Here is a 21,066-nt window from a genome sequence, read left to right on the forward strand (position 1 = left end):
AATCCGGTAAGGGCTAACCCTGAATATGCTGTGGCCCATTATGCGGGTGGTGCTTGCTGAGGACAATGCGCTGTTCCGTCAGGGCCTGGCCAGGCTCCTCACCGACGCGGGGGTCACGGTGTCGGCCGAGGTCGGGGACGCGACGGCCCTGCTGGCCGCCGTCGCGGCATCCAGCCCTGACGTGGTGGTCGTGGACGTGCGGATGCCGCCCGGCTACGAGGTCGAAGGGCTGGAGGCGGCGCAGCGGATCCGGCGCGAGCACCCCTCGGTCGGCGTGCTCATGTTGTCGCACCACATCGAGGCGCAGCACGCGATCGGCCTGCTCGGCCAGGACGCCCGGGGCGTCGGCTACCTGCTGAAAGACCGGGTCACCGACGTCCTCGAACTGACGGACGCGCTGCGGCGGGTGCACGCGGGCGCCACGGTGATCGACCCCGACGTGGTGCTACGGCTCGTCGGCAGACCGCGCCGCGACGGCGGGCTCGCCCGGCTCAGCCAACGCGAGCGGGACGTGCTGGCGCTGATGGCCGAGGGCCGGTCGAACCACGCGATCTCGCGGCTGCTGCACCTGTCGCCGAAAACCGTCGAGACGCACGTACGCAACATCTTCCTGCGACTCGATCTGACGGCCACGGACGACGACCACCGCCGGGTGCTGGCCGTACTGACCTATTTGCGCTCGTAATCGCTGGTCGGGATCTCGACGGTCACGGTGGTGCCCTGACCGGGCGGGCTGTGGATCCAGCGGGCGCCGTCGAGCGCGGCCACGCGGTCGGCCAGGCCGCGCAGCCCCGTACCCGCCTCCTCCCGCGCACCACCCACCCCGTCGTCGCGAATCACCATCCGCAACACCGGCCCGGTCCTGGGTTCGGGCCCGATCGCAGACCCAGCCCCGGTCACGGTCGCCACGATCGAGACGTGCGAGGCGCCCGCGTGCTTGGCCACGTTGGCCAGTGCCTCGGCGGCCACGAAGTAGGCGGCCTGCTCGACGGCGGCGGGCAGGCGGCCCGCGAGTTCCTCGGTCACCGTGGCGGGCACCGGTGAGCGTTCTGCGAGCGAGCGCAGGGCGGCACCGAGCCCCGACTGGCTGAGCACGGCCGGATGGATACCGCCCGCCAGCTCGCGCAGCTCCGCCAGGGCGGCCCGAGTGGTCTGCGCGGCCTCGTCGAGCAGCCCCGCCAACTCGGCGTCGGTGTTGCGCAGGCGAGCGCGCCCCACCAGCGTGGCCAAGGTCGCCAGCCGCTGCTGAGCACCGTCGTGGAGGTTGCGTTCGATCCGGTGGCGTTCGGCGTCCCCAGCGGCCACGATGCGGGCCCGGGAGGCGCGGACCTCGGCGAGCTGGGCGGCCAGCTCACCGCGCATGTGCTCGTTGTCCAGGACGAGCCTGGCGATCGCGGCGGCCGACCTGACCGGCTCCGGATCCAGCGCGGGATCGTGCAGCAGCACGGCGTCGCGTACCCCACCCAACTCCAGCCGCGCTCCGGACGGCGGCCCGACCGGCCGACCGGCGGCGTCGGCGTACCCGCCGTCCGCGGCGCGGAAGACGAGGCGCAGGGCGGGGTCCCGCAACACCGTCGCGAGCGAGACCTCCAACGTCGCGGGCGACGGGTCGGCCCGGGTGGCGAGCTGGGCGACGGCCGCCTGGTCGAGGCGGGCACGCACCATGCCCGCGAGCACCCCCAACGGCCACAGCAGCATCGAGACCAGCTCCATCAGGTGCAGGACCTCGTGCGCGGCCGACTGCGCCGCCTCGGCTCCGAGCCAGACGTAAAGGCCCTGCCTGGTCCAGGTGACCAGCAGCAGCGCCGCACCCGCCAGAGCCACCGGCGCGAACGTGCGGCGGCGCGGCCCCGGCAGCCGGACCAGCCAGCGCCACACCAGCGAGGCCGTCATCGCCGGCCCCGACACCCAGAACGCGACGGCCACGGCGGCGGTCAGCGGGCCCGCGAGGTGTTCGCCGCCGGGCAGAACCGGCAGGCACACGCAACTCCCGTCACCGAGCCGCCCGAACCGCAACCAGACCACCAGCCCGACGGCCATCCCCGCGTAGACGCCCAGAACCGCCGCCCGCCGCCCCTTGCCGTCCGGCGCCACCAGCACCGCGTGAGCGAGCACGGCCAGCGCCAGCCAGCCGAGCGTGTTTCCCACCAGCAGGGTGAGCCAGGAACCGACGAAGTTCACGCCTGAGAGCAGGATGAGCAGCCCGGCCACGACCATCAGCACGCCCGTGCGGTTACGCCGGACGATCAGCCCGGAAACGACGAACGACCACCCACCGCCGATCCCCATGACCAGCACGCCCAGCTCTTCGGCCGGCACCGGCCAGGCGTCGCCCAGCGCCCAGAACAGGTCTGAGACGGTCGCGAGGACGGCCACGAAGACGACCCCCGTCAGGCCCCAACCCGCGCGAGACCTCATTTGAGGGCTGAGCGAACGGCCTCCTCGGTCCTGCCCACCACGGCGGAACCGTCGTCGGCGGTGATGATCGGACGCTGGATCAGAATCGGGTGCTCCGCCAGCGCCGCGATCCACCGGTCACGGGCGCCCGGCTCGCGCGGCCAGGCATCCATGCCCAGCTCGACGGCCACCTGCTCGCCAGTCCTGGTGATGTCCCACGGTTCGAGGCCCAACCGGCCGACGACCTCACGCAGTTCGTCCTCGCTCGGGGGATCGTCGAGGTAGCGGCGCACGGTGTAGCCGGCGGACTCGGCATCCAGGATGGACAGCGCCGACCGGCACTTGGAGCAGCCGGGATTGATCCAGATTTCCATGCCACCATAGTGACGCTACGGGCGGGTCAGATGACCGGCGTCCCACCGGCTCTCGCTGCCGTCGACGTGGCCGATGTCGCCTCAGGTCACTTCTTTTTCCGTGGCTGCGCCAATATCCCGTTCTCGCGTGCCAGGCGGCGAACATAGGTGCCAGTGAACGGAGACCGCGCGGCGACGTCCGTCGGACGCTTGCCTGCCCTGAGGGCGGCCAGCACGCACTCCACCACCGCTTGTCGTGCCTGTTCATGCGCCTGTTCGGTTTCACGGTATCGGCGCGCGCTCTCATCCAGCGCGTCCAGGGGATCCTTGTCGTCCGTCACGTGGAACAAGGTACCGAAACGCTTGTGGAATCAGGCGCGGCAGCGGTAACCTATTCGCAATACAGTTGCGCAATATGGTTGCAATAAAGCGGTCCCGCCGGGTGTGCGACCACCAGGCGGGACCTCGACCCATTTCCTGCACGAACAGGAGATAGACCGTGGCCGACAACCTACACGTCGGGCCCTGCGCCCGTCTCTCGTGGTGCCGACTCCAGCACAAAATCGATCTCACCGATCGTGAGCATCTGGGCGACTTGCTTGACTTGTCCGACCATAGGCATCGACTGACGCTGATGTGCTGGCAGAGCGAACGCGATGGCGCGCTAGTCGATCAGCCCATGATCCGCATCACGTACGGCCCATCCACTCAGCCTTGAGCCCGTCGTGGCTTGACCTCTCGCCACGGGACGCGGAACTCGTGGCCGAGATCCTCGGGCAAATCACTCCACACGTCGCCGACGACCTGATCAATGCCCTGTTCGACCTCCCACACTCCGATCGATCCAGCAAGGCGGGCTACTGAGAAACGTGGCAGAGAGTAAGCTTCCATCACGCACCGTCGCAGACGCCCCCTGGACAGCGGCAAGCGAGGAGCCGATGTTGGTCCACCTGAGCCGGCCGCATCCGTGCGTTCATTGAAGGGAGGTCATAGGTCAGATGAGCCGTTACCTGTACTCGATTGTCCGTTGCCTTCCCGATCCGCGGACTGGCGAATTTGTGAATTTCGGTGCGATCGCTGGCAACCCGGACACCGGAGACTGGTCGATTCGCCAAATCAGCAAAGTCGATCGAATCCGCAAATTCGCAGGGACACAAGTGCTGGAAGCCGCAGCTAGCTTCCTATTCGAAGTAGATGCTGAGATCGACCAAAGTCGAAGCGGGTTGGAAGAGGGGCTCGACCCGCTGGGCGAGAATTGGCTGCACGACATGCATCGGAACCATCGCAACGTCGTGCAGTTGAGCATTCCAGGGCCGATTCTGGCAGACAGTGCCGAGGAAGCGCTCGAAATAGTTTTCGCGCATCTTATCATCGATCCAATTGCAGAACCCCGCGAACGACCGGTCACCAAATACGACCTGAACAGAGAGCTGCGACAGGCGTACCGCCAAGCCCACGTGGCCGAATCTTTCGTTAGGCCTCGAGCGCAGATCCACATCGGCGCGCATGTCCACTCAAGTATTGACTTCGCCGTTGCAAACGGCCGCACCGTGCAACTTACCCAAGCATGGTCTTTTCGTAGAGCACAACTAGACGAAGTTTCCCAGCAGGTCAAGGCGTGGGCGTACGCGATGGAGAGGCTACGTGGTGGCGAAGAAGCTCGCGTCGTCGACACTCAAAATCGCATCAGTACAATTGCTCATGATGTCGATCTGCAGGTCGTCATAGCAACCCCGACGACGCCCGAGCAGCTAGCTGCCTACGATGAGGCGGAACAGGTGTTCGCCGGTCTAAATGCTGACGTACACCCACTGGAGCACGTTGAAGCGGTAGGGCGTCGCGCAGCGCAGTTGATCTCTAATTTGCATCAGCAGTAGACACAAGCGGCTCTCACTTCCAGTCGACGTGAGAGCCGCTTTGTTTAGCGAAAATCGAATCGGGAGGAGATCGACGGCGAAGTATCCTCCGAGATCCCTGGTCTCTGGAGCTGACCCGGAATTCGATCGACCGGCGATCATGCTCCTTGTCATCATGTTCGCCATGACGATCGAGTCACGGCAACAGGTGCGCAGATACTTCGACGCGTTCGGGGACGCCGAGTGGCACCGTCTCACCGGTGACGTCGCGGGCCGCGTCAGCCTCGAGGTGCACCGCCGTTTCCTCGCCCGATTCGTCCGGCCGGGCCATCGGGTCCTGGAAGTGGGAGCGGGCCCCGGTCGGTTCACCGCCGAACTGGCCGCCTTGGGGGCGAGCATCGTGGTCAACTGGGCCACCCTGGGCGACCCGGACGCGCTCGCGGCGCTCGAATCCGATCCTGACCGGTGGGCGCGCTTCCTGGAGCACGAGATCGCCGCCTGCCAGGAGCCCGGCGCCTTGGACGGTGGCACCCACATCCTGTTCGCCTGCGTTGCCCTGAGAACTGAGTGACAACCGCCACCAACGGTCGCAGACGAACGTAGCGGCAATGATCGCGTCCAAGTTCGCAGCGAGAAGGATCCGCAGCCTGATCGTTTCCGGTCACATCATGGGGGAGGACGGCCCCCGCCACCTGAGATAACGGGGTCCCTCGATAAATGCGTGGTGGGTGTGATGCTCACGCGGATTGCCAGAGGAACGCGACTCGATCACGGTGCTGAGGGCACTGCACGATGAAGCCGACACCGTTGTCGCCCCAGGTATGTGCGACGCCGTGATTGGAGTCGATCTGCAGGATCAGCCCGGTCATGCGGTGGTCGCCGTCGGGGCAGCGCGGGTAGTCGGGGTCTTGTACCCAGTTCGGCCAGCCGCTGAGTTTGTCGCCCTGGCGGTTGAGCTTGAAAACGACCGCGCGTTCCTCGGGGAGCAACGCCGACTCGTCGGCCTCGCGATAAGGGTAGTCCTTGACCGCGCGGCCCCAGCCGATGATCGGTCGCGCCGGGAACACGTGCGCTCCTGTCGGTTCCTTCGCTGGGGTGGCCACGTCGGCTGGGGCGACGATACGCACCAGGTGGCTGCCAAAATTGCAGGTGGTGCAGTGGAACAGCTGCAGAAGGCCCACGCCGACGGTTTCACGTGCGGCCTTCGGCGTGCGGGAAAGGTCGACCTGGACGAAGAAGGTAAGCGGCGCTGCACATTCCGCACAGGCCGGCCAGACCTCATCTGAACGCAGGCACGGAAGCCCGCCGAACTGCGACAGGTTGCCCGTCGCGGCCGTGCCACCGAGCTGCGGGTGCCAAGCGTTGCGGACGTCGGCGGCGAGTTTCTGCCTTGTTGCCTTGGCGATCGCCGCGGGGGTTCGCGCGGTCGCGCCGGCGGCCTTCAACAGCCGGATGATTTCAGTCCGGCCTCGGCTGCGTGCTGCGGCGAGCGCGTTCCGGCCCCTCTCGTCGCGTGCCTGCAGGTCCACCCCGGCGTCGAGCAGGTCACGCACGATCGAGACGCGGCCCCGGTCTGCGGCGAGGACGATCGGCGGCGCCTTGTAGTAGTTGTCCGGCGAATCACGGTCGACGCCGGCGGCGATCAACAACGGCACAACCTCGGGAACGTCGAAAGCGATGCACTGCCCGAGCGCGATGATGAGCTTGTGCTCCTCGATCCCGCCATGGTCGAGGATTACTGCGGCGAGTGCGATCTGCTTTTTCACCACCGCGCTGACCAGTGCGTCGCCACAATCCCCGATCTCGCCGTATTCAAGAATCGCTGCGGCAACTGCGAACTGCTCTTCTTGGACCGCGCTGGTCAGCGCGCGACGGCGCTCCGACGGGCTTACCGCCGGCAGCAGTTCCTGGACGCGCGCCATGAAGCCGCGCCGTGCCGCCTGATGAATCTTGAGTTCTTCGGGCGCGAGGACTCTCGCGCCTCGCTCCCGCAGATCATGAATGATCGACGCGTCGCCGAGCTCTTCGGCGATGTCGAGCGGGCGGTGCAGCGTCGGCGTCACCATGTTCACATCAGCGTCGGCGTCCAGCAGTACGGCTACGGCCGCGGCGACGCCGTTGCGGATCGCCGCGAGCAGCGGGATCTTCCAGCCGTCGGGATCGTCATGGTCGCCGCTCATGTGTGCGTTCGGGTCGGCGCCGGCCGCGAGCAGGAGTCGCAAGCTCTCGACCCCACCGGCCCTGGCCGCGGCCCATAGCGGGAAGTGATCGTCGGACGCGGCCGGCGAGGCGCCTGCTGCGAGCAGCACGCGGACGAAGTCTGCGCCGCCGCGGCGCTTCGCGGCATACTCGAGGCCGACATCGAGATCCCACTGCGACGGATGCTGAGATAACACGCACTCCAGCAGGTCAAGGCGTTCGCCCTGCGCCGCCTCCTGCAGCGCGAAGCTGACATCGTCCGGCTCTTGCGTCAGATGCGCCGCGAGTGCCGTAACGTCGCCAAGCTCGAAGACTTGATACAGGTTCATGAGCGACGAAGGTACAGCTTGCGACCGACACCCGAATTCCGGCTGGACTTGCGCCGGAACCGGAATGCACCGGCCGCTCGATTCCACGTACGGGCCTGGCGGCTGAGCGTGCCTGATCGCTGCGCGCCGCCGGCCTCATACGAAGGACGCAAGCCACGGACGCTTACAACACGAACGGCTCCACCAGGAGGATGATGCCGAAGATCGCGAACGCCGCTGCGGCGCCGTACCGGATGGCCTTTTCCGGCAGGTGTTTGCCGAGCAGGCGTCCGACCAGGATGGCCAGCGCGTCCGCCGCCACCATGCCGACCGTCGAGCCGATCCACGTGCCGAGCCAGCCGTGCTGCGTGGCCAGTGTGATCGTGGCCAGCATGGTCTTGTCGCCCAGCTCGGCCAGGAAGAACGCCACGGTCACCGCGATCACGGCGTTTCTGGTGGTGTTCTGGGCCTTCTTCGACTCATCGTCGGTCAGTTCGTCGCCGCGTAGCGTCCACACGGCGAAGGCGAGGAAAGCCAGCCCCGCCACCACCGAGATCGCCGTCGTCGGGAGGGCGTCGCCGATGAGCCCGCCCACGGCCACGCTGACCAGGTGGACGACGGTGGTGGCGATCGTGATGCCCAGGAGTACGGGCCAGGTTTTGAAACGGGTCGCGAACGTCATCGCCATAAGCTGGCTCTTGTCACCGAGCTCGGCCACGAAGATGACGGCCAGACTAATCCAGAACGCTTCCAACGGTCCTCTTCCGCGCAACCAGGCCGGAAGCAGGCACCCGGGGAGATTTTCGGGCACGACTTCGGCCCGGCAGCGTCTTGATACATGACTGCCAGGCCGAAGGTCTCGTCCGCCCGTGAAGGCCCGCGTGACCGGGCGCGGTGAAGCGCCAGTGTGTCGATCACACGATTGGGACTACTCCCCTTCGGTAATTCCAACCCACCATAACAGCCATCAGCGGGTCTCTATTCCCGAGGGTGTGCCTCTCTCTGGTCAACCCGCTACTCCCCCAGGACGCACCCGACCAGAACCGGCTCGTTGACCAACGTGATCCCGAACTTCTCCCGCACCCCATCACGCACCTCCCTGGCCAGACCCAGCAGGTCGGCGGTGGTGCCGAGGTCGGTGGGGTTCGTCAGGGCCAGCGTGTGCTTGGTGGAGATGCGGACGGGCCCGCGCTCGTACCCCTTCGGATAGCCCGCCTGCTCGATCAGCCACCCGGCGGGCACCTTGACGGAGCCGTCGGGCTGCTCCCAGCGCGGATGCCCGGGAGCCCGGCCGGCCAGCTCGTCCGCCTGCTCGGGCGCGAGGATCGCGTTGGTGAAGAACGATCCGGCGCTGCGCGTGTCGGGGTCGTCCGGGTCGAGGACCATGCCCTTGCCGCGCCGCAACCCCAGCACCACCTCGCGGGCCTGGTCAAGCGGCACGCTCTCGCCGACCTCGACCGCCAGCCGCCGGGCCAGCTCCTCGTAGGCCACCGCGCCCGACATTTCCGAAATATCCAGCGCGTACGTCACGGCCAGCACCACGTACCGCGCCAGATCATGCTTGAAGGCGCTGTCCCGGTAGGAGAACCCGCACTGGCGCGCCTCGAGGTCGACCACCTGCCTGGTGCGGCGATCGTAGGCCCGCACGCAGCGGATCGTCTGGGCGACCTCCTGCCCGTACGCGCCGACGTTCTGGATCGGCGTCGAACCCACCAGCCCGGGAATGCCCGACATGCACTCGATGCCCGACCAACCCTCAGCCACGGCACGCGCCACCAGCGGATCCCAGTCCTCGCCCGACTCAACCGTGACCACGACCTGCTCGCCGTCCCGCGAAACGGACACCCCCTCGGTGGCGACCCTGATGACCAGCCCGTCGAACCCCTCATCGGAGATCACGACGTTGCTGCCCCCGCCGAGCACCAGCGTGGGAACCTCGTTCCTGTCGGCATCGGCCACCAGGGACACGAGCTGCTCCGCCGAGGTGGCTTCGACGAAGTCGCGGGCAGGCCCGCCCAGGCGCAGCGTGGTGTACGGCGCGAGCATCTCCATGAGGACCAAGCTTATGAGGCGTCCCGACGTGGGCCGCACCCTGCCGGAACCGCGTCACCGGTTCGCCCCAACCGCACGCATACGCCTCAACCCCCGCATCGGCTTTGGGGACGCCGCACATCCCTCCGAACGAGACCCGCTGAGCGGTGAAGCGCACCGGCCCGCGGGGATCAATTTGCTGCTCGCTCGGTCGAGGACCTCAAGGACTGTGCACGCCTTTGTGGCGCTGCTCTGCTTGGACACACAGTTGTTCCACTGTTACATAAAAGTGCCTTCTTCCGCTGGAGCGCTCGCCCCTTGATCATGGCCACGGTAATGACGGGTGCCCAGTGAACGTTCGATGAAGAGGACCAAAAAATGACGATCACGTTCGACGAGGAAACGCGCACGCTTCTCAACGGCAAGAACTTCGCCATCGTCGCGACCTTGAACCCCGACGGCAGCCCCCAGACGTCGGTCGTGTGGGTCCTGTGCGAAGGCGACACGGTGCTGTTTTCCAGCACGGCCGGCCGACATAAGACCCGCAACCTTGCCAGGGACTCGCGGATCAGCCTGACCGTCTTCGACACGGGCAACCCGTACCACTCCGTGGAGATCCGCGGCACCGCCAAAGTTTCCGAGGGCTGCGCTCGGGAGGTCCAGCTCGCGGTCTCACACAAGTATCTGGGCCAGGACCCGCCGGCCGATCCCGAGGGCACGGCACGGGTGGTCGTCCGCGTCATCCCCCACAAGATCCGCAGTTTCTCGGCCTAGAGCCCGCACAGCTCAGAAGGACAGCATGTCCAGAGGCAGTCCCACATGGCCAGGGCCGGGCGTCGGCAAGCTGGGCCAAGTCGGACCGGAGGTACAGCGGCGCGGGATTCAGTCGTGTGGGCCGAGCTTGGCGACCTGGAGGGGTTCGGCGGGCACGATCAGCTCGCCGGGGAGCGCCTGAGAGAACCGCAGATCGGCGTCCCGGCCGTCGTCGACGTCCTCGGGTAGCTCGGAGATCGCCCTCAGCGCCGCAGCCCTGCGCACGACCATGAGCTCTCCCGTGAGCGCCCGCACCTTCCCCGGCCCGGCCGCCACCTGGTAGTCGCCGTCCGACGACTCCAAACCGTGCCAGCCGGCCGCGACCGCCCCCTCCACCACGGTCGCGATCAGCGGTGTCAGCGCGTCGCCGCGCAGCACCACGTTCGTCTCCATCAGAACGTGCACGTCCGCCTCGTCCAGCTTCATCAGCTTGTCCCGGCACGCGCCCCGGGACGCCGTCCCTCCGCGCCAGCGTGGCTCTTCCGCGACATGCCAGACGACGATCCGCTCCGGATGACGCTCAGCCAGTTCGTGCACCACGTCACCGGCACCGTCGATGTTGCCCAGGTCGATGGCGAGCACCCGAGCATCCGAATGATCGATCACCGACTGAACACACCTGGCCACGTCCTCGGGCCGCCCGTCGAGGACCAGTGCCACGCTCGCGGTGACGTCCTTGATCTCCACACGCAGGCGCTCGATGTTGACGCCCAGTTCGTCGAGCCGGTTCGTCGCCAAGGTGCCGTCCCAGGTGACCTGGGCATGCAGCATGTCGTCGCCCAAAGCACCATGCTGACGAGGATCCCCGGAGAAGCCCAGCTCAGCGGCAGGATTGAACCGAGCGTGCTCCCCCGCGGCCTTGGCCCCCGCCGTGCCGATCCCGGCCGCCGCACCGATCCGCTCGCCACCGGCGGTGTCCCGCCCGGTGCCCGAACCTCCCGCCACCCGCTCAACGCGTGCGGGCCGCAGGCGCCCAGAAGACTTGGAGTCGGTGACGGCCGAAACAGGAATCGATCGAACCGTAGGCCAAACTCGTCGCGCAGCGTTACTCATAAGCACACGCGCTACCCGAGAAACCTCCGACATATTCATGGCGGAGCAAGCCAACCGAAAACGCTGCGGAAGTCCGGCCCGCTGATCACGAAAGCTGCACGACCGCCCGGGCCTTCGACAGAACCCGAGCATCCCCCGACTTCGCGATCAGCCCGACGACCACCCGCTTGTCCTCAAGCTTCTCCTCCACCACCCCGCTGACGGAGACGGTCGCCCCCTGATCGTCATCGGGGACGACCACCATCGAGGAGAACCGCACCCCGAAGTCCACCACCGCACCCGGATCCCCCACCCAGTCGGTGACGAACCGTCCGGCCTGCGCCATCGTGTACATTCCATGCGCGATCACATCAGGCAGCCCGACCATCGTGGCGAACCGCTCGTTCCAGTGGATCTGGTTGAAGTCCCCGGACGCCCCGGCGTACATCACCAGGTTGACCCGGCGCACGTTGTAGGCGACGGCCGGAATCTCCTGCCCGACCTCGAGCTCGTCGTACTTCACCGTGGCAGGCATCTCAGGCGGCCCCTCCGCGCTCCACGATCGTGTTGTAGGTGACGCAGACCGGCTCGCCGTCGACGGTGCTCACGTCACTCCGCAGGGTCAGCAGCTCGTTGCGCCCGGCGCTCCTGATGTCGGTGATCGTCGAGGTCATGACGAGCTCGTCGCCGGCGTAAACCGGCCGAACGTACTCGAAGCGCTGCTCGCCATGGACCACCATGGCGAAGTTCAGGCCGAGATCGGGATCGACGAGCACCCCACCGCCACTCTGCAGAGTGAACACGATGGGGAACGTCGGCGGCGCGATCACGTCGGGGTAGCCGGCGGCCTGGGCGGCCTCTTTGTCCCGATAGAGGGGATTGTTGTCACCGATCGCAGCCGCGAACTCCCGGATCTTCACCCGGCTGACCTCGTAAGGAGCACTGGGCGGGTACGTTCTGCCCACGAAGTCACGGTTCAACGCCATCGATGCTCCCGTCGCCTGTCGCTGTTCACTTGACGCTAACAGCACAACCTTCCACCGTCCCCGCCAAAACCGATCCTTTACAGCCGCCTCGTGCGATCGGTGCCCGATTCACCACGCGGATGGCCAAGTGGACGCGCGTGACGGCGCCCGGCCGCGTGCGGGTCAGAGAGCGTATTCCTGGAGGCCGCCGGCCACGAGCGGCGGGTGGCGGCCTGCTTGGCTCCGCCGTACAGGATGGGAGTTTTAAGGACGCGCGGCGGCAAATCCGGCCTGCTTGGCTTTGCCGTACAGGATGGGAGCTAAAAGGAGCGCGGCCGATCGCGCCGGGCCGCAACGCGACGCTCACCGAACCGGGCGCCGTCCCGCTTCAAGGATCTGGCGGGCTTGTAAGCCAGCACGTTGGCTGAGTGCCGTCCGCCGGAAGACGTCTCCTGGCTGCGGCGGGCTGCCAAGATCGTCAGGGTCGCCGGCAGCGCGGTTGCGGCAACGGTTGCCGCGAACGCGGTCCAGGTGGCCGTGTCGGGCTGGATCAGCGACTGGCCGCGCATCGCCTGCCACACCGTGATCACGAACAGCCCGGTGTAGCCCAGGATGACGACCCCGGTGAGCTGGGCGCGTACGCGTTCGCCGCGCAGCCAGCTGACCCGGGCCGCGAGGGCGGTGAGAACCACCACCGCGAGCACGAACACCTGGATGGAGTGCAGGCCGATGAAGTGCGGAACGCGCAGGTCGCCGCCCACGGCGCTCCAGTTCGTGATCGGCATGCCTTCGCCGTCCGGCACACCCACCCCGTGCTGCCCCAGGAGCGAGACCGGATTGCCGTAGGCGTCCTGCACCGTCCGGGGTCCGGTCGACGCCCACCCGCGAATGAAGGACGCCAGCGCCATGCCGATGACGGACAGCCCGATCCCGACGCGCAGGGCCCAGGTGAGTGCCGTGTCGCCGACCCGCTGGAACAGCAGCATGACGGCGATGAGCAGGCTCGCTCCGAACAGCCCGACCACGCCGGTGGAGAAGATGATCTGTCCGATTTGGTTGAACGTATCGGTGTTGATGTTGAAGTGGCTGTAGGTGCCGCGGGCGGCCTGCACCACGATGAATCCGACGTCGATCATCCCGGTGACGGCGAAGGCCGTTCCGAGGAACCACATCGTGCGTCTTGCCTTGCGAAGCTTCGGCAGCAGCCATGCGAGCGTCGCGCCGTACATGACGAACGACACCCCGAACTTCAACGGTTTCGCCCAGATCGACGCCTGCAAGAGCTCACGATCGTCCACGAACTGGGCGATGGCCGAGAAGACGACGAGCGCGGACATCGCCGCCACCATGATCATCAACGGCCGGTGCCACGACCGCACTTCGGCATATGAGATGGACAGCTGGCCCTCTAACTGGCTCATCCGATCTCCGGTCCTGCGACGGGGGCCTCGCCGGACGCCCGCCACACAGGTGCGTACGGTGTATCAAGTGTCATGCGTACATCGTATGCACGCGATGGCAGGTATCCGCACTAATACCGGCAGATCCGAAGGACAAAGTGAACTAGTACTACAGAAATTGAACTAGTACACTTGCCTGCCTGACACACCCGACACCACCAATGAGCTGGGGGCTCCCATGCAGTCGTCAACGCACCGGCCGGATCCGCCCTACCGGCGCATCGTCGCGGAGTTCCGGGCCCGGATTCTGGCCGGCGAGCTGCGGCCAGGCGATCGGATGCCGTCCATCAGGCAGATCGCCCAGCGACGGGGTGTCGCGGTCGCGACCGCGACGAAAGTGATAGCGGCCCTGCGCGACGAAGGGCTGGTCGAAGCGAAGGTCGGAGCCGGAACAGTGGTCAGCGCACGTACGAGCCGGCAGCAGCCGATCGCCCCGGCCACATCCCCGGGACCGCCACACACCGGTGGCTTCAAGCAGGGGCTGAACCGCGAACAAGTTCTCCGGACCGCTATCGCGATCGCCGACGCCGAGGGGCTCGGCGCCGTATCCATGCGGCGACTCGCGGCCGAACTCGGCGTCGGTCCGATGTCGCTCTACCGGCACGTGGCGAACAAGGACGAACTGGTGACACAGATGGTCGACGAGGTCTTCGGCGCACAAGAGCTACCCGACCCTGGGCCGGAGGGCTGGCGGGCCAAGCTCGAACTGATCGCCCGCCGGCAGTGGGAGCTGGCGCGGCGACACATCTGGCTGCCCAGGGCCATCTCGTTCACCCGCCCTTTGCTCGTGCCCAACATGATGGCCCACACCGAGTGGACCCTGCGCGCGCTCGACGGGCTCGAGCTGCCCATGACGGCACGGATTCGCGAGGCGCTCACGCTGCACGCGCTGGTCGTCACCGTCGCTCTGTCCATGGCCGGCGAAGTCGAGGCGGAGCAGGAGACCGGGGTGACGCTCACCCGGTGGCTGCTCGAACAGCGGCAACGGGCCGACGAACTTCTCGGCAGCGGACGGTTCCCCCTGCTGGCCGCAGTTCCCGAGGAGGCGGTGTCGGACCTGGACGGACTGTTCGAGTACAGCCTGGCACGCCATCTCGACGGTTTCGCCGCGATGGTGGAAGGTCAATCCCGAACGCCCTCATGAGGCGCGCTGCCGCCGAAGCGCGGTCGGCGGTGTGGGGGCCGGGAGAAGGAATGGCGGCGAGACACGACAAACCGGCGCCCTGCGAAGGGACGCCGGTTGTGCGATATGGAGGAGTATGGAGTCTGCCCGGAAACCTATCGGGTCTCGCGGTGCGCACGGTGGGTGCGGCAGTTGGGGCAGTACTTCTTCAGCTCAAGCCGATCCGGGTCGTTGCGCCGGTTCTTCCGCGTGATGTAGTTGCGGTGCTTGCACTCCTGGCAGGCCAGCGTGATCTTCGGCCTAACGTCTGTGGCAGCCACTTGGGAGTGCCTTTCTACGTTCGGGACATGGACACGCCCGTGCCCAGGCCGATCGACCTGGGAGTGGGCAGTAGCGGAGGCCGGACTTGAACCGGCGACACAACGATTATGAGCCGTTTGCTCTGCCTGACTGAGCTACTCCGCCTTTGAACCGGTAAGCACCCCGGCCCCGTAGAGGATACCCGACGCGGCGAGCACATTCGTAACTCACCTGACCGGGTGGGGTCTTCCTAGTATGCCTCAGAAACCCCCGACAACCGAAATCCAACAGCAACACACGCGGGACCTTGAGCGAGGGTAGTGATCAGCCTAGCAGCCACGCCCGGCCGATGCGCCACCTGAGCCCCGCGAACGCGCCCGTCCTCATCAGGAGCACCAGGATCAGGCTGGGGCCGAAAAGAGCGATCCATGAGCGGTAGGTGACGTAGGGTCCTCGTCGAGCTCGATTGTCGGCACTGGAGGTTCCGATGCGGTTCGGTGTCAAAACCCGCCCCGAGCATGTGACCTGGCAGCAGATGCGCGATCTGTGGTCGGTCGCCGATGAGATTCCGCTGTTCGAGAGCGCCTGGAACTGGGACCACTTCTATCCGCTCACCGGCGACCTCGACGGCCCCAACCTCGAAGCCTGGACGTCCCTGGCCGCCCTGGCCCAGGCGACCCGGCGGATCAGGATCGGCGTCCAGGTCACCGGCATGATCTACCGCCACCCCGCGGTGCTGGCCAACATGGCCGCCACCGTCGACATCATCAGCGAAGGCCGTCTCGACCTCGGTCTCGGCGCGGGCTGGAACCAGCTCGAATGCGACGCGTACGGCATTGCGCTGCCGCCGCTGAAGGAGAGGTTCGACCGGTTCGACGAGGGCGTGCAGATCGTCATCGGCCTGCTGTCCCAGGAGCACACCGACTTCGCCGGCAAGTACCACACCCTCACCCGGGCGCGGTGCGAGCCCAAGCCCGTGCAACGCCCTCACCCGCCCATCGTGATCGGCGGCCGTGGCCCGAAGCGTACGCTGCCGGCCGCCGCCAAATGGGCCCAGCACTGGAACGCGATCGCCCACAGCCCCGAGGAGTGGTCGTCGCTCAAGCAGGTCCTCCTCGACCACTGCACGTCCGTCGGCCGCGACCCGGCCGAGATCGACTGCTCGGTGAACGTGGTCGTGCCGCCGGACGGAGACCTGGGCCCGGCGGTCGAGCTCGCGGCGGCGTACGGGGATGCCGGGGCCGACATCGCGATCATGGGCCTGCCGAACGGCGCCCCGCCCTCTCTTCTGGAGCGCCTCGCCACGTCCCTGGAGGCCATCCGCTGACACGGGCCGCGTGCATCGCGGGCTCCACGCGAAACGCCCGGCCCCAAGAAATTCTTGGTCCGGGCGTTCTATGTGTTCAGCGTACGAGCCCCCAAACGGAATCGAACCGTTGACCTTCTCCTTACCATGGAGACGCTCTGCCGACTGAGCTATAGGGGCCTGTCCGGCGCTGCGGACAGGTGTAACCATACACGGCAGTCACCGATGATGCGAACTCGTTCGGGCCCCGCCAACCCCTTCGGTTCTCCGCCGTACGGGGAACTCGATCACTTCACACAGATCGGCCAGATCGACGTGCCCGGCGACCTCCGCCACGGAGGTGCAGTCGGCGATCGTCCACCCATGCCGGCGCACCCGCAGCAACTGCCGCCCCGCACGTACGATGCCCACGACCTCGTAGCCGTCGCATCCGACCCATCGCCTTTCCATAGCGGCACACATTAGCCGCCGGGTCTCTCATTTTTCATTGCGCCACAGGCGTTACATGCATACCGATTCGGTACAGATGACTCATCCGGCCTTGAGCACGAGTTTCACGGAGCCGACCGTGACATTGATGCCGACCCGTCCCTTCGTCTTGGACGGTTTGGTGGTGACGGTGAACGTCACCTTCTGCCCGCGCCCCAGCTCACGGATCGGGCATCGCAGCGCCGTTCCGCTGTACTTGCAGCCGGGCGCGCCGACCACGCGCTGGCCGCCGTACGTCCGTCCCGACACCGTGACGTCCTTGACGGGGTACGGCCCGGTGTTGTGGACGGTCACCGTGTACGTCTTCCTGCTCTTGACCGCGCCTGACACCGTCACTTCGGCCGGCGGGTTGGCCAGCGACCGGAGTTGCGATTCCGAGCCGTTGAAGGAGTTCTGGCCGCCGGCCAGCGGCCCTTTCTCCGCTGACTGCCAGAACGTGTGCCGCTTCCAGCTTTTCGGAAGCTCGCCGGGTTCGCCGCCCCAGCGGGCGAGCCAGAGCGGGTTGGAGCGGAACTTGTCGGAGTTGCCGGTGCACGTCTGCCACCAGCTCGTGGTGGTGTAGATGATCGCGTGCCGGCCGGTCGCCTGGCGGTACTTGTTGGTGAAGTCCTTGAGCCAGGTGACCATGTCCTCGGCGGACAGGTCATAACAGGAGTTCTTGCCGTTCTTGTCCTTGTACGGGTTGTCCTCGATATCGAGCACCCCTGGCAGGCTTTGGCCATCGCTAACCCAGTTGCCGCCGTTCTGCAGGAAATAGTCGGCCTGGGCTGTCCCATCGGATTCGTGTGGTTGCGCGAAGTGATAAGCACCCCGAATCAACCCTGCCGTCGCAGCGCCGCCGAACTGGCCGTCGAAACGGGGGTTGCGGTAGTTCGTCCCCTCGGTGGCCTGGACGAACGCGAACTTCCCACCCCCCGTCGCCACGCTTTCCCAGTCGACCTCGCCCGTCCAGTTACTGACGTCCACACCGGGAACGTCAGCCGCCTGCGCGACCCCGGTCATCCCGACCGTCGCGATCGCCGCGAATAATAAAAGACGCTTCACCCGGGAGATCTTCGCGGAGCATCAACAATGCCGCAAGTCTCGAAATATCAACGATTTTCGACGTATCAAGTGAATACACCGGCCCCAGCCCCAACGGCCGCGCCCCGGCCGCCCACTCCCGCCAGCGTTCGTCGCCGACCTCCGCATCGTGGTGGATCAGGTGCCGCACCCGCCGCTCGTACCGGCTCCTGGCCAGTTCGGGCGGCACCTCGCACCACACCTCACGCACAGAGCCGGCCTCGACGCCCGCCCGCGAGAGCCCGTCCAGGACGAGCGGCCGCAGCGGCGCCAGCCAGGGGCTCTCCAGCACCGCGCCGTGCCCGGCCCTGGCCAGCAACGTCCACATGCTCTCCCCCGCGGCGGCCCCCAACCGCCGGCTCCACTCGCGCTCGCCCACCCCGTCGGGCCGGTCGAGCACGTCGGCGAGGGTCTCCTTGAGATCGTCCTTGCTGAAGACCGGCAGGGCGAGCTCCCGCCCCAGCGCCCGCGCGACCGTCGTCTTCCCCGACCCGGGCAGCCCGTTCACCAAGATCACCAGCATGCGGAGGATGCTTTCACGGCCCTGGAGAACCGCACCTCAGAGCACCTCGGGCCCGGGGCGACTCGGCCGCCCGAGGCGACGATGGAGGACGACGATCAGCGGAACTTGGTGGTCACCTTGCCGGGATCCGGTGCCTTGATCGACACCTTGCTGCCCCACCCGGTGTAGCGGCTGTCGACACCGACCTCGTTGAGCTCCCCGTTCTTCGACAGCGTGTACGACGTCTGCACCCTGCTCACCAGGCCCGCCGAGGAAAAGGTGAGAGTGTAGGAGATTTTGACGTTGTCGTTTTCTGTGCCGGTCTTCGCGGCGCCGAACCAGTCCGAGACCGCCTTGAGCTCCTTCACGGTGATCGAACCGGTGACGGAATTCCCCTTCGTCGTCCCCTTCTTGATCAAGGAGGCCAGGGTCTTGGGTTCGGCCGGGTTGAGGAACTGAGCCCAGGAGTCGGGAATGGCGCCGCCTGTTGACTTGAACCAGGTCTTGCCCTCGGGAAGCATGCGGTCCAGGACACTGCCCGAGTAGTAACCGGTCTTGCCGATGGAGATGACGCGTTCCTTGGCGTCACCACCGTAGTTCATCGTGATGTCGAAGGCGGCGACGCCCTTCTTGCTGAACTGGAAGGTGCCTTCGCTGTCCCGGGCGCCCTGCGTGTTGGTGCCGTCCGACCAGGTGACCGTGTCGGTGAAGCGCACGCCGTGCCCAGGTGTCAACGTGGACTTCAGCGCACTGACGGGATCCTTCGTGGCGGCCTGCGCGGGCATCGTGGCCAGCATCAGCGCGCCGCAGGCCGCCGCTAAGGCGATCGTTTTCTTCATGGCAAGCGATCGTGCCGGAGAAGAATCACAACCTGGGATCACAACCCCGTTCAACGACAATCGTTATCTGGACGATGCGGATGCTCTCCCCGCGCCGTCGGGCGGGTCGAGCACGCCGAGTATGCGAAAAATTCTTTCACGGCCCTGGAAAACCGCACCTCAGAGCCCGGAAATCCACCAACGTCGAACACCGTCCTATGACGTCGTTTCCGCAGGTCAGAGCCGTTCATGAAAGTGATGTTCGCGTTTGCCAAAGCGGATTTCCCGTGAGCAAACTGGAGCCGATCCTTCAACCCCGCCCCGACCAGGGGTTTCTTCGCCATGCCCGGAGGAGCAGACCATGATCCACGCCCGGGGGCTCACCCGAGTGTTCAAAGTCAAGAAAGAGTCCGTGACGGCCGTCCGAGGCATCGACCTGGACGTGGCCGCCGGCCAGCTCGTGGCCTTCCTGGGCCCGAACGGCGCCGGTAAATCCACCACACTGCGCATGCTCACAACCCTGCTGCCGCCCACGTCGGGCACCGCCATGGTGGCGGGCCACGACGTGGCCAAGTCCCCAGCGGCCGTGCGCGCCCGCATCGGCTACGTGGGCCAGCGCAACAGCGCGGGCGAGAACTTCCTCGTCCGCGACGAGCTCATCACCCAGGGCCGCTGCTACGACCTGGGCGCCAGACAAGCGGCCCTCCGCGCCGACGAACTGCTGGAACTGCTCGACCTCCAGCCGCTGGCCAGGCGGAAGCCCGGCACGCTCTCCGGCGGTCAGCGCCGCCGCCTGGACATCGCGCTCGGCCTCATCCACCGGCCCGACCTGCTCTTCCTCGACGAGCCCTCCACCGGCCTCGACCCGAAGAGCCGCGCGGAGATCTGGGAGCACATCCTGCGGCTGCGGGAGACATACGGGACGACGCTCTTCCTCACCACGCACTACCTGGAAGAGGCCGACAACATGGCAGAACGCGTGGTGATCATCGACAACGGCCTGATCATCGCCGACGGCACCGCCGGACAGCTCAAGAACGACCTCGCGGGCGACCACATCACCATCACCACCAGCACGGAGGAGCAGGCCCGCCGCGCCGCCGAACTGGCCGGCACGACGGCCGAGGGCACGACCGTGCGCTTCAGGGTGCCCAACGCGGCCGCCGCCCTGCCCGACTATCTCCGCACCCTGGACGGTTCCGGCATCAAGGTCACCACCGCCGAGACCGCCCGTCCCACCCTTGACGACGTGTTCCTCGCTCTGACCGGGAGAAGCCTCACCGATGACGACATTCCTACGTGACACCACCACCGTTTTCTCCCGCGAGTTCGCGCCGGTCGTGCGCGAGCCCCTCGGCCTGCTGTTCGAGATGGGGCAGCCGCTGCTGTTCCTGTTCCTGTTCGGGTCGCTGCTGGACGGCGCGGTCGGCTCGTCGTGGCAGTGGTTCGTGCCGGGGATCCTGGTCATGATGTGCCTGACCGGCCCCATGGCCTCCGGCTACACGCTACTGGTCGAGCTGATCGGCGGCTCGATGGAACGCCTGATGGTCACGCCGCTCAACCGCACCGCGATGCTGGTGGGCCGGACCATGAAGGAGATGGCGATCCTGCTGGCCCAGGCCGTGCTCATCATCGTGCTCTCCATCCCTCTGGGCTTCGAGCTGTACGCGGCGGGCGTCCTGGCGGGCCTGGCCCAGTTGCTCATCTTCGGCATCGGCCTGGGCGCGTCCTCGTTCGTCCTGGCCATCAAGTCGGCCCCGAGCGGCACCCTGTTCTACATCGTCAGCCAGACGATCCTGTTCCCCCTGCTGCTTCTGTCCGGCGTGCTGCTCCCGCTGGACACCGCGCCCGCCTGGCTGCGCACGATCGGCCAGATCAACCCCGTCACCCACATCGTCGACGCCCAGCGCGCCCTCTTCTCCGGCGACCTGGCCAACCCCTCCATCCTGTACGGCACCGCTGCGGCCTGCGCCATCGCCGCCATCGGCCTCTACCTGGGCAACCGCGCCATGCGCCGGGGCGTCTGACCCCCGTAGGCTGGTCGTCACCGAT

At 66.8% G+C, this 21,066-nt stretch carries 23 protein-coding genes and 2 tRNA genes; 8 read left to right on the forward strand and 17 right to left on the reverse strand.

What is annotated here, in order from left to right:
• Positions 1–40 precede the first annotated feature (40 nt).
• On the forward strand, positions 41–685 hold the full coding sequence (locus ACFOY2_RS36520; protein WP_379532681.1) for a response regulator: 645 nt from the start codon (positions 41–43) through the stop codon (positions 683–685).
• On the opposite strand, the gene ACFOY2_RS36525 is transcribed toward ACFOY2_RS36520, so the two are convergent.
• The 3 genes from ACFOY2_RS36525 to ACFOY2_RS36535 form a co-directional block, all read right to left on the reverse strand.
• The gene (locus tag ACFOY2_RS36525; RefSeq protein WP_379532682.1) at positions 670–2,418 is read right to left on the reverse strand and encodes a sensor histidine kinase; all 1,749 of its coding nucleotides are present in this window, start codon (positions 2,416–2,418) and stop codon (positions 670–672) included. The genes ACFOY2_RS36520 and ACFOY2_RS36525 overlap by 16 nt on opposite strands.
• Positions 2,415–2,771 (reverse strand): arsenate reductase family protein, encoded by a 357-nt coding sequence (locus tag ACFOY2_RS36530; RefSeq protein WP_379532683.1) that lies wholly within the window; start codon positions 2,769–2,771, stop codon positions 2,415–2,417. Before ACFOY2_RS36530 ends, ACFOY2_RS36525 begins: the two co-directional genes overlap by 4 nt.
• A gap of 86 nt (positions 2,772–2,857) precedes the next feature.
• Positions 2,858–3,091: a hypothetical protein gene (locus ACFOY2_RS36535; protein WP_379532684.1), complete on the reverse strand. Its 234-nt coding sequence runs from the start codon at positions 3,089–3,091 to the stop codon at positions 2,858–2,860.
• Between the two features lie 657 nt (positions 3,092–3,748).
• Between ACFOY2_RS36535 and ACFOY2_RS36540 the strand changes: the two genes are divergently transcribed.
• On the forward strand, positions 3,749–4,627 hold the full coding sequence (locus tag ACFOY2_RS36540) for a DUF3037 domain-containing protein (protein WP_379532685.1): 879 nt from the start codon (positions 3,749–3,751) through the stop codon (positions 4,625–4,627).
• Between the two features lie 163 nt (positions 4,628–4,790).
• Positions 4,791–5,177, forward strand: coding sequence for a hypothetical protein (locus ACFOY2_RS36545; RefSeq protein WP_379532686.1), 387 nt, complete (start codon positions 4,791–4,793; stop codon positions 5,175–5,177).
• A 166-nt stretch (positions 5,178–5,343) separates the two neighbouring features.
• Here the strand turns inward: ACFOY2_RS36545 and ACFOY2_RS36550 are convergent, their stop codons facing one another.
• From ACFOY2_RS36550 to ACFOY2_RS36560, 3 genes are all read right to left on the reverse strand, one after another.
• Entirely contained in the window at positions 5,344–7,134 is a 1,791-nt protein-coding gene (locus ACFOY2_RS36550; protein WP_379532687.1) for an ankyrin repeat domain-containing protein, read from the reverse strand.
• Positions 7,135–7,297: 163 nt separating this feature from the next.
• Complete coding sequence (locus tag ACFOY2_RS36555) at positions 7,298–7,867, reverse strand: TMEM165/GDT1 family protein (protein WP_379532688.1); 570 nt, start codon at positions 7,865–7,867, stop codon at positions 7,298–7,300.
• A gap of 260 nt (positions 7,868–8,127) precedes the next feature.
• Positions 8,128–9,165, reverse strand: coding sequence for a UDP-N-acetylmuramate dehydrogenase (locus tag ACFOY2_RS36560; protein WP_379532689.1), 1,038 nt, complete (start codon positions 9,163–9,165; stop codon positions 8,128–8,130).
• A gap of 357 nt (positions 9,166–9,522) precedes the next feature.
• Between ACFOY2_RS36560 and ACFOY2_RS36565 the strand changes: the two genes are divergently transcribed.
• On the forward strand, positions 9,523–9,918 hold the full coding sequence (locus ACFOY2_RS36565; RefSeq protein WP_379532690.1) for a PPOX class F420-dependent oxidoreductase: 396 nt from the start codon (positions 9,523–9,525) through the stop codon (positions 9,916–9,918).
• Positions 9,919–10,026: 108 nt separating this feature from the next.
• Here ACFOY2_RS36565 and ACFOY2_RS36570 read toward each other — a convergent pair whose 3' ends face one another.
• The 4 genes from ACFOY2_RS36570 to ACFOY2_RS36585 all read right to left on the reverse strand — a co-directional run bounded on the left by ACFOY2_RS36570 (position 10,027) and on the right by ACFOY2_RS36585 (position 13,375).
• Positions 10,027–10,902, reverse strand: coding sequence for a hypothetical protein (locus tag ACFOY2_RS36570; protein WP_379532691.1), 876 nt, complete (start codon positions 10,900–10,902; stop codon positions 10,027–10,029).
• A 193-nt stretch (positions 10,903–11,095) separates the two neighbouring features.
• On the reverse strand, positions 11,096–11,524 hold the full coding sequence (locus tag ACFOY2_RS36575) for a MaoC family dehydratase (RefSeq protein ID WP_379532692.1): 429 nt from the start codon (positions 11,522–11,524) through the stop codon (positions 11,096–11,098).
• A gap of 1 nt (position 11,525) precedes the next feature.
• Positions 11,526–11,975 carry a MaoC family dehydratase N-terminal domain-containing protein gene (locus ACFOY2_RS36580; RefSeq protein WP_379532693.1) on the reverse strand — a complete coding sequence of 150 codons (450 nt, stop codon included), beginning with the start codon at positions 11,973–11,975 and terminating at the stop codon, positions 11,526–11,528.
• Positions 11,976–12,274: 299 nt separating this feature from the next.
• A complete protein-coding gene (locus tag ACFOY2_RS36585) occupies positions 12,275–13,375 on the reverse strand; it encodes a hypothetical protein (protein ID WP_379532694.1) in 1,101 nt (366 codons plus the stop codon).
• Positions 13,376–13,592: 217 nt separating this feature from the next.
• Here ACFOY2_RS36585 and ACFOY2_RS36590 point away from each other — a divergent pair, with 217 nt between their 5' ends.
• Positions 13,593–14,558, forward strand: a complete 966-nt coding sequence (locus tag ACFOY2_RS36590) for a TetR/AcrR family transcriptional regulator C-terminal domain-containing protein (RefSeq protein ID WP_379532695.1) — start codon at positions 13,593–13,595, stop codon at positions 14,556–14,558.
• Positions 14,559–14,692: 134 nt separating this feature from the next.
• Here ACFOY2_RS36590 and rpmG read toward each other — a convergent pair whose 3' ends face one another.
• Positions 14,693–14,857 (reverse strand): 50S ribosomal protein L33, encoded by a 165-nt coding sequence (gene rpmG / locus ACFOY2_RS36595; protein ID WP_101786011.1) that lies wholly within the window; start codon positions 14,855–14,857, stop codon positions 14,693–14,695.
• 71 nt (positions 14,858–14,928) lie between these two features.
• Positions 14,929–15,002: transfer RNA gene (locus ACFOY2_RS36600), tRNA-Met, on the reverse strand.
• Between the two features lie 322 nt (positions 15,003–15,324).
• On the opposite strand from ACFOY2_RS36600, the gene ACFOY2_RS36605 reads away from it, so the two are divergent.
• A complete protein-coding gene (locus tag ACFOY2_RS36605) occupies positions 15,325–16,164 on the forward strand; it encodes an LLM class F420-dependent oxidoreductase (RefSeq protein WP_379532696.1) in 840 nt (279 codons plus the stop codon).
• Positions 16,165–16,250: 86 nt separating this feature from the next.
• On the opposite strand, the gene ACFOY2_RS36610 is transcribed toward ACFOY2_RS36605, so the two are convergent.
• The 5 genes from ACFOY2_RS36610 to ACFOY2_RS36630 form a co-directional block, all read right to left on the reverse strand.
• Positions 16,251–16,323 (reverse strand) — tRNA-Thr (locus ACFOY2_RS36610).
• Positions 16,324–16,362: 39 nt separating this feature from the next.
• Positions 16,363–16,593: a transposase gene (locus ACFOY2_RS36615; RefSeq protein ID WP_379532697.1), complete on the reverse strand. Its 231-nt coding sequence runs from the start codon at positions 16,591–16,593 to the stop codon at positions 16,363–16,365.
• Positions 16,594–16,674: 81 nt separating this feature from the next.
• Positions 16,675–17,598, reverse strand: coding sequence for a lysozyme (locus tag ACFOY2_RS36620; RefSeq protein ID WP_379532698.1), 924 nt, complete (start codon positions 17,596–17,598; stop codon positions 16,675–16,677).
• A 10-nt stretch (positions 17,599–17,608) separates the two neighbouring features.
• Positions 17,609–18,217, reverse strand: coding sequence for an AAA family ATPase (locus tag ACFOY2_RS36625; protein WP_379532699.1), 609 nt, complete (start codon positions 18,215–18,217; stop codon positions 17,609–17,611).
• Positions 18,218–18,312: 95 nt separating this feature from the next.
• The gene (locus tag ACFOY2_RS36630; protein ID WP_379532700.1) at positions 18,313–19,035 is read right to left on the reverse strand and encodes a hypothetical protein; all 723 of its coding nucleotides are present in this window, start codon (positions 19,033–19,035) and stop codon (positions 18,313–18,315) included.
• Positions 19,036–19,375: 340 nt separating this feature from the next.
• On the opposite strand from ACFOY2_RS36630, the gene ACFOY2_RS36635 reads away from it, so the two are divergent.
• Together ACFOY2_RS36635 and ACFOY2_RS36640 are read left to right on the forward strand one after the other, a co-directional pair.
• Positions 19,376–20,317, forward strand: a complete 942-nt coding sequence (locus ACFOY2_RS36635) for an ATP-binding cassette domain-containing protein (RefSeq protein WP_379532701.1) — start codon at positions 19,376–19,378, stop codon at positions 20,315–20,317.
• Positions 20,298–21,041 carry an ABC transporter permease gene (locus ACFOY2_RS36640; protein ID WP_379532702.1) on the forward strand — a complete coding sequence of 248 codons (744 nt, stop codon included), beginning with the start codon at positions 20,298–20,300 and terminating at the stop codon, positions 21,039–21,041. Before ACFOY2_RS36635 ends, ACFOY2_RS36640 begins: the two co-directional genes overlap by 20 nt.
• Positions 21,042–21,066 lie beyond the last annotated feature (25 nt).

The sequence above is a fragment of the Nonomuraea purpurea genome, assembly GCF_042650645.1.
Classification (GTDB): domain Bacteria; phylum Actinomycetota; class Actinomycetes; order Streptosporangiales; family Streptosporangiaceae; genus Nonomuraea; species Nonomuraea purpurea.